Source organism: Vibrio sp. 10N.222.48.A3, assembly GCF_041475345.1.
Classification (GTDB): domain Bacteria; phylum Pseudomonadota; class Gammaproteobacteria; order Enterobacterales; family Vibrionaceae; genus Vibrio; species Vibrio tasmaniensis_A.
The window spans coordinates 1-3,659 of record NZ_JBFRVX010000743.1 but is presented as its reverse complement, the minus strand read 5'-3'; the positions used below and the strand labels follow the sequence as shown (position 1 = coordinate 3,659).

Genomic DNA, 3,659 nt, shown 5'->3' with positions numbered 1-3,659 from the left:
GTGGTGGAAGTTGTGGTAGCCTTCGCCAAAAGTTAGAACCGCTAACACACCGTTATCACGGGCCGTGTTTTTGTCGGTAAAAGGTTGGCTACCCCAGATGTGAGCAAGAGAGTTAATGAAGAATGTCGTGTGATGGTTAAGCACCAAACGAACAGCACCTACGATTAACAACATGCCAAGTACGTCACCGTAAATAACACCCAATGCGATAGGAACACCGAAGTTCATTAGCAATGCCAACAGAACATAGTGCTTGTGCTGCCACATAACAATTTTGTCTTTCTTTAAATCTCGACAATTTTCATAATTTTCATACATCGAGGTGCTGTAGTTACGAATCATCCACCCGATGTGAGAATACCAAAAACCACGTTTTGCTGAGTATGGGTCTTTGTCGTTGTTATCTACATGTTTGTGGTGCACACGGTGATCAGAAGACCAGTGTAACGCGCTGTTCTGCAGGGCAAATGCGCCACCTAGTGCAAACAGGAATCTTAGGCTTGAATGCGCTTCAAACGCTTTGTGTGACCATAAGCGATGATAACCCGTCGTGATTGAAAGGTTACAGAACGTAAAGCAGATCGCTAGCCATATCCAGTGCTCCATACCATAGCCAAAAAAGTAGCCATAAACGGGAGCTGCAACAACAGCAAGCAGCATACTAAAAGAGAATACAAAAATATTGAGCCAGATTAATGGCGGCTTTTTTGTAGATTGTTTGTCGGCACTATTCATTAGCAAATTTCCATTGAGCTTACATCTGTGCGCTAGAATATCAGCGTACACGTGTAAGTCAATATTGAAAGTGTAAACGTGTATTAGTATGTTTTGCTTAAATATTGTATAAAGGTAGTGTGAAATGTAGTAGCAAGTCATAAATGGAAGTACTAAGGGCTAATAAATGGAAATTAAGGTAGCTGAATATAAAGATTATGAGCGGATTGCCCAATTACACGCGGATAGCTGGAAGCTATATTATCGTGGCATTCTTGCTGATGATTACTTAGAAAATGATGTTTTGGAGGACAGATCTGTTATTTGGCAGACTCGTTTGATTAACCCTCCTTTTAACCAACATGTTTTATTGCTTGAAGAGGGCGGTTTACTGGTTGGTTTCGTCTGCGCGTTTGGTAATCACAACTTTGAGCGTGGCACGTTCATCGATGCGTTACATGTAGATAATGCCTATCGCGGTCGTGGTGTTGGTAAGCGTTTATTGTCTGAATTATCGAAGTGGTTGCAGCAATACTATTCGGATTCAGGTCTGTACCTAGAGGTGATGTCTGAAAATCACCAAGCGATTGCTTTTTATCAAGCGATTGGTGGTAAAGAAGAGCTAGAGCAAGTTTGGAATGCACCATGTGGAAGTCAAGTGAATGAGAAGGTGATTTCTTGGAGCTCTCCCGTTGAACTTGAACAGAAAACAGCAAGCATTGTGTATTCTTAGTCACTTCAAGTTGAATAATGGTTCCTTGCTCAACAGCTGCCTCTTACTGAAGTTGCTTTAAAGCTGAAGAACAAACCAAAAAGCCCCGAGCATTAAATTGTTCGGGGCTTTTTTGATTAGATTAGACACTTCAATTATTTGGCACTTAGTCGCACCATGTGATTTTTTCTTAAAACGAAGAGAGATTAACGCTTGTTCTTCAAGTAACGCTTACGACGCTCTTCTTTTTTCTTAATCTGTTGTTCGGCTTTCAGCGCAGCCGCTTCTTCAACTTCGATCAGTTCTTGTGTGATCATTTCTGGTAGCTCTAACGTTACTTTACCTAAAGTACCATTACGCAGTTCGTGAAGTAGGATTTCCGAACATTTGTGAATGTCGATATGACCACCAGCACGAAGTGCGCCACGCTTACGACCAATCGCTTCCATTAATTCGATGTCAGACTCTGGAAGCTCTTCAATTTGGTAGCGTTCTTGCAAAAGGTTAGGGTATTGCTTTGCAAGGTACTCGACTGTGTAGAATGCCACTTCATCGTATTCCATTGCCGTATCTTTTACAGCGCCTGTTGCAGCCAAGCGGAAGCCACTGTGTGGGTTTTCTACTTTAGGCCATAGGATTCCAGGAGTATCTGAAAGGATCACGCCATTTTGTAGATTGATACGTTGTTGACGACGAGTTACCGCAGGTTGGTTACCAGTAACCGCGATCGTACGTCCCGCTAAACAGTTGATGATGGTCGATTTACCCACGTTCGGGATGCCCATGATCATTGTACGAATGTTCTTACCCATCTGTTCACGGTGCGGTGCTAACTTACGCACGAGCTCCATAACGTGGTTCACTTCTTCTTTAGCGCTAGTAGTAATCGCAATCGCTTTAACGCCTTGCTCTTTCTCGAAGTGCTCAATCCAACGCTCAGTAAGCTCAGGATCCGCAAGATCGCGCTTGTTCAACACTTTTACACAAGGCTTATCGCCGCGCAGTGAAGAGATCATTGGGTTTTCACTACTGAACGGGATACGAGCGTCCAGTACTTCGATGATCACATCAACCTGTGGGATAACTTCTTCGATTTCTTTACGGGCTTTATGCATGTGACCCGGAAACCATTGAATAGACATAGAGATAAACCTTGATAAATATATTTGCTGCACATTGTAAGGGTTGGATGATACGTGTAAAGGTATATCTCTCCCGACCTTCAATGAGCTCAGTGAGTTTGCTTGAAGTATAGGCGACTTAGTGATGTTTATTTAACTTAGACTGATCTAATGAAGGTGAAATCCATTACTGTTGTGAAGCATAAAAAGCCGCAATATCTTTCAAGTCTTGATCATTGAGTTTACTCAGTTGTGTTTGCATCATCTCAGCGTAAGCGCCTTGTCTATCACCGTTCTGGTAAGCTTTCATTGTGTTATAGAGGTAAGTTGAATCTTGGCCAGAAAGTTTTGGGTAAGCAGTGTTACTTGTTTCACCCGTGGGGTTATGACAGAAAATGCAACTTGGTGACTTCATTTTACCCAGTTCAGGATCGCCAAAATTAGAGGCATGAAGGCTAGGGGAAAGAGTGAGTAATAGTAAAGTGAAGGAACGGTAAGTCATGCTTTTGCTCCGGTAAAAACATAACAATAAAGCTTACCCTAAGGGGAAGCTCAAGTCCGAATTGCTTTAGATGCTTAATGCTTTAGATATTTTAGAAGCTAATAGTGTTGACAGTTACAACTGACTTCGTTCTGTTAGGCGAGTAGAGGGCTTAAGAAGTGATGTTTTGTGAGTTCAAAAATTCTATTCGTACCTTAGAGGGCAGAATGTAATTAAGTCACTGGTGATATGATTTAAACTTCGTTGTTCAGTCTAACTGTGATTTTATGACGGAGGGGGATAATAGAAGATCACCTTTTCAAGGGCCTAAATTATAATACGATCTGTTGTAAAAATAACTGCAATCCAGTGTCTCTATATTTGTGACTCAAATATTAACTACATGCCTGGTTGTATAATAGTCTCTAAACTATTGATAAAATTTGCTTTTCTTATTGCTTCTTTTCGGTTGGTTACGTTTATTTTTTTATATATATTATATACATGCGTTTTTACTGTACTTTCTGAAATAAATAGTTCACTTGATATCTCTAAATTTGTATCTCCTCTGATAACTCGTTTAAATATTTGAGCTTCTCTTTTTGTAAGGGTAGATAATATTACCTGTGAC

5 protein-coding genes are annotated in these 3,659 nt (G+C 40.9%); 1 reads left to right on the top strand and 4 read right to left on the bottom strand.

What is annotated here, in order from left to right; all coding sequences use genetic code 11:
• Positions 1-735: acyl-CoA desaturase (locus AB4653_RS19295; protein ID WP_372105033.1), on the bottom strand; the 735-nt coding region annotated here is incomplete at its 3' end.
• 166 nt (positions 736-901) lie between these two features.
• Here AB4653_RS19295 and AB4653_RS19290 point away from each other — a divergent pair.
• Positions 902-1,447, top strand: coding sequence for a GNAT family N-acetyltransferase (locus tag AB4653_RS19290; protein ID WP_009845441.1), 546 nt, complete (start codon positions 902-904; stop codon positions 1,445-1,447).
• Between the two features lie 185 nt (positions 1,448-1,632).
• Here the strand turns inward: AB4653_RS19290 and ylqF are convergent, their stop codons facing one another.
• From ylqF to AB4653_RS19275, 3 genes are all read right to left on the bottom strand, one after another.
• A complete protein-coding gene (gene ylqF, locus AB4653_RS19285) occupies positions 1,633-2,568 on the bottom strand; it encodes a ribosome biogenesis GTPase YlqF (RefSeq protein ID WP_009845440.1) in 936 nt (311 codons plus the stop codon).
• A 166-nt stretch (positions 2,569-2,734) separates the two neighbouring features.
• Positions 2,735-3,049 (bottom strand): cytochrome c, encoded by a 315-nt coding sequence (locus tag AB4653_RS19280; RefSeq protein WP_009845439.1) that lies wholly within the window; start codon positions 3,047-3,049, stop codon positions 2,735-2,737.
• Between the two features lie 378 nt (positions 3,050-3,427).
• A partial coding sequence (locus AB4653_RS19275; protein ID WP_372105031.1) for a response regulator transcription factor occupies positions 3,428-3,659 on the bottom strand: 232 nt, incomplete at its 5' end.